The 4,459-nt window shown below is 68.0% G+C and carries 3 protein-coding genes; all 3 read left to right on the forward strand.

Going from position 1 to position 4,459, the window contains the following annotated elements:
- Positions 1-46: 46 nt before the first annotated feature.
- A complete protein-coding gene (locus AC1DVT_RS18255; RefSeq protein WP_477390584.1) occupies positions 47-898 on the forward strand; it encodes a carbohydrate ABC transporter permease in 852 nt (283 codons plus the stop codon).
- 95 nt (positions 899-993) lie between these two features.
- Positions 994-2,337 carry an ABC transporter substrate-binding protein gene (locus AC1DVT_RS18260; RefSeq protein ID WP_477390582.1) on the forward strand — a complete coding sequence of 448 codons (1,344 nt, stop codon included), beginning with the start codon at positions 994-996 and terminating at the stop codon, positions 2,335-2,337.
- Positions 2,338-2,512: 175 nt separating this feature from the next.
- The gene (locus tag AC1DVT_RS18265; protein WP_457099129.1) at positions 2,513-4,369 is read left to right on the forward strand and encodes a DUF6807 family protein; all 1,857 of its coding nucleotides are present in this window, start codon (positions 2,513-2,515) and stop codon (positions 4,367-4,369) included.
- Positions 4,370-4,459 lie beyond the last annotated feature (90 nt).

Genomic DNA, 4,459 nt, shown 5'->3' on the forward strand with positions numbered 1-4,459 from the left:
GACGGGCCCCCTCTTGACCGAGACCATCGTCACGGGACGCCCTCGAATCGAGCGCCGGCGCAACCCGTTCCGCAGGCCGATGACGAGCATCGTGCGGCACGCGCTGCTGATCGCGCTGGCGCTCGGGATGCTGTACCCGGTGATCTGGATGGTCGTGAGCTCGCTGCGGCCCAATGACGAGATCTTCCGCGATCCGAGCATCATTCCCGACAGCTTCATGATCTCGAACTACGTCGACGGCTGGAACGCGCTGGCGTTCCCCTTCAACGTCTACATGTGGAACTCGGCACTGATCGTGATCGGGTGCATCATCGGCAACCTGGTGTCGTGCTCGATGGCGGCCTACGCGTTCGCGCGGCTGCAGTTCAACGGCAAGCGCTTCTGGTTCGCGGTGATGCTGCTGAGCATCATGCTCCCCATCCACGTGATCATCGTTCCGCAGTACGTGCTGTTCTCGCAGCTCGAATGGATCAACACCTTCCTGCCGCTGATCGTGCCGAAATTCCTCGCGACCGATGCGTTCTTCATCTTCCTGATGGTGCAGTTCATCCGCGGCATCCCGAAGGAGCTCGATGAGGCGGCTCGCATCGACGGGGCCGGCCACCCGCGCATCTTCCTGCAGATCATCCTGCCGCTGATGGTGCCGGCGCTCGCGACCTGCGCGATCTTCACCTTCATCTGGACGTGGAATGACTTCTTCTCTCAGCTGATCTTCCTGACCAAGCCCGAGCTGTACACGGTGCCGCTGGCGCTGCGCTCCTTCGAGGACGCGCAGAGCACGACCAACTACGCGCAGATGTTCGCGATGAGCGTCGTCTCGCTGATCCCGATCTTCCTGATCTTCCTGTTCGGCCAGAAGTTCCTCATCAAGGGAATCGCGACCACGGGAATCAAGTGACGAGTTCGTCACGCACCTCTTCGCGGGCCCGCCGGGCTCACCCTCATCACACGCACCACACAACAAACCCGACCTCGGTCGAAAGGATGCAAGACATGCGACGCACCAGAACCGCTAACCGCTGGTTGCTGTTCACCGCCGTCGGCGCAGCGACGGCGCTGGCACTGACGGCGTGCGCGGGAGGCGCCCCCGCGGAGGCCCCCGACACCGCGCCCACCCTGTCCGACGAGCCCGTCACGCTGAGCTTCACCTGGTGGGGCAACGACGTCCGCCACGAGATCACCGAGCAGCTCATCGTGGCCTTCGAGGCCGAGCACGAGAACATCACCATCGAGCCGCAGTACACCGACTGGGCCGGCTACTGGGACAAGCTGGCGACGACCGTGGCCGCCGGAGACGCCCCCGACATCATCCAGATGGACGAGAAGCAGCTGTCGACGTATGCCGCGAACGGCGTGCTGCTCGACCTCGGCACCCTCGGCTCGGCGCTGCCGACCGAGGACTTCCCCGCACCGGTGCTCGGCACGGGTGCCCTCGACGGCGTGCAGTACGGCGTGCCGGTGGGCATCAACTCCTACACCTACATGGCGAACCTCGACCTGCTCGAGAGCCTCGACATCGACGTCCCCGACGACGAGACCTGGTCGTGGGATGACTTCACGGCATTGGCAGAAGAGATCACCGCCGCGAGCGGCGGCGCGGTCATCGGCTCGCAGTCGTGGGGCTTCGAGGACGGCGGCTTGAACAACTGGCTCCGCCAGCACGGCGAGTCGCTCTACGCCGAGGACGGCTCGCCCGAGGTCACCGCCTCGGAGGAGACCCTCGCGGAGTGGTGGCAGCTGCTGCTCGACACCACAGCCGCAGGGGGCACGCCCGACCCGTCCGCGACGATCGAGCGCGAGTCCGCCGGTCTCGCCGAGTCCTTCACCGCGACGAACCAGTCAGCTTTCGGACCGTGGTGGTCGAACCAGGTCGCCGCGCTCCGCAGCGCCAGCGGTCAGAACCTCGAGCCGCTCATGGTGCCGACGCCCGATGAGGGCGAGAGCGCGGCGGCGTACTACAAGCCGTCGATGTTCTGGTCGGCCTCGGCCAAGACCGAGCACCCCGGCGAGGTCGCGCTGTTCCTCGACTGGCTCGCCAACAGCGAGGAAGCCGCCGACATCCTGCTCGCCGAGCGCGGTGTGCCCGCCAACGAGAAGATCCGTGAGTACATCACCCCGGAGCTCGACGAGGTCAACCAGGAGGTCGTCGACTTCCTCGAGAGGATCGCCCCCCGCGTGGGCGACGCCCCGCCGGCGACCCCGCCGGGCGGTGGCGCGATCGAGACGATCATCGACCAGCACACCCAGAAGGTGCTGTTCGGCGACATGACGCCTGAGGACGCAGCGGCGAGCTTCATCGCCGAGCTCCAGCAGGCGCTCGACGACGCCGCCATCTGAGCCGGCGGGCGAGCCGCGTCCGTCCGTACGCGGCTCGCCCGTCCATAGACTGCCCGGGGCCGGATCGAAGTGATGAGGGGTCCGGCCCCGGGCAGTACCGACCAGGAAGGCGCGAAAGCGCCCCTTCACGGTCAGACACGCCCATGATTGAGACAGGAAGCACCAGGAGGCACTGTTGACCGAGGTCACGTCGCGCCCCATCACGATGTCGCAGGTCGCGCAGTACGCCGGCGTGTCGCAGGCGTCGGTGTCGCGAGTGCTGAACGGCGTCGCCACCGTCGATCCCGCGATCGTCGCGAAGGTCAACCGCGCCGTCGCGGCATTGAACTACTCGCCCAGCGAGGCCGCGCGCAGCCTCGTGCGGGGGAACAGCCACACGATCGCCCTCCTCGTGCCCGACCTCGAGAACCCGATGTTCCAGGGTGTGCTCAAGGGCCTGACGGTGGCGGCGGCCCGCGATGGCTATCGGGTGCTCGTCGCCGACAGTGCCGAAGCGGTGGGAGTCGAAGCGGAGATCGCCGTGGAGGCGCGCAGCAAATGCGACGCTCTGGTGCTCGTGTCACCGCGAATGCCGGATCGAGAGCTCGAGGAGCTGATCCAGCGCACGTCACCGGTCGTGGTCGTGAATCGCCGCGTCGACGACACCGCCGCCGCGCAGCTCGCCGTGGACTACGGCACCGCCATCAAAGAGCTCGGCGTCCACCTGATGGGCTTCGGCCACCGTCGCATCGCGTATGTCGCGGGCCCGCCGCTCAGCTATGCGAACGAGCAGCGAGCCTTGGGTCTCGGCGAGCTCGCACGGGAGTTCCCAGAGCTGGAGTTCCTCACGATCAGCGCCGGCTCGAGCATGGAGGCGGGCTACGACGCCGCCGATGCGGTGCTCGAGACCGGGGCGACAGCCGCGATCGCGTTCAACGACCTCGTCGCGCTCGGCCTGCTCTCGCGTCTGGGAGAAATGGGCGTCGAGGTGCCCGAGCAGCTCTCGGTCGTCGGCATCGACGACATCCCGCAGTCCCGATTCGCCGCTCCACCGTTGACCACAATGTCGGTGCCGCGCATCGAGATCGGGCGGCAGGCATGGCAGCGGATGCGGCAGGCGCTGGAGGGCGAGAAGGCCGACCATCCCCTGTTCTACCGCCCGGTGCTGGTCGCCCGGCGGAGTTCCGGGCCCGCGTCGCACGCCAGTGGATGGGTCGGACCCGCGCGCCCCGTGCTTCGACTCGGATCGACCGTGGTGGCGCAGTACGAAGTCGGTGCGAGCGTCGACTCGGTGCTCTCGCCGCGGCCGTTCCTGGACAGCGTGGTCTCGAGGGCGGGCACGCCGCTGTCGGTGACTGAACCGACCGACCACCCGCATCACCTGGGCGTGAGCCTGGCGATCCCCGACGTCAACGGCACCTCCTATTGGGGCGGTCGCACGTACGTGCGCGGCGAGGGGTCGATCATGGTTCCGAACCATGGGCGTCAGCGCCGGGATCGCCTGCGCATCGACGGCCACTCTCTCGACGAGCGGCTCAGTTGGGTCGACCACACCGGGACGACCCAGCTCGTCGAGGTGCGCGAGCTGCGTTCGGCTGAGATCGAGAACGGGTGGGCGCTGCGGTGGCGCAGCCATCTCAAGGCGACGCTCGACGCGATCACCTTCGGCTCGCCGGCGACGAATGGGCGTGACGGCGCCGGGTACGGGGGCATCTTCTGGCGGTTCGCGCCGGAGATCGCCCGCGTCTTCAGCCCCGCGGGCGACACCGAGCGCGAGGTGCACGGGGCGGCCACACCCTGGCTCGCCTTCACCTTTCCCGAGCGCGGAACGACGGTCGTGCTCGTACAGGGCGACGAACTGCTGCCGTGGTTCGTGCGGTACGCCGAATACCTCGGCGCCGGCCCTTCGATCGCGTGGGATGAGCCGCGCTCGATCCCGGAGGGCGGCGAGCTGAACCTCGAACTCACCGCCTTCGTCCTGGACGAAGAGCTCGCGGACGCTGCCGCGGTGGAGCGGGCGCTTCCGGGCCTTCGTTCGCAGGCAGGGCTGTGACCGCACCGCTGCGCGTCGGCATCGCGGGCATCCACGGCCACGGGCGCTCGCACGTCGACGCGGTCCTCGCGCTCACCGCCGACGTGGAAC

It is taken from the genome of Microbacterium sp. P2_F9, assembly GCF_056403635.1.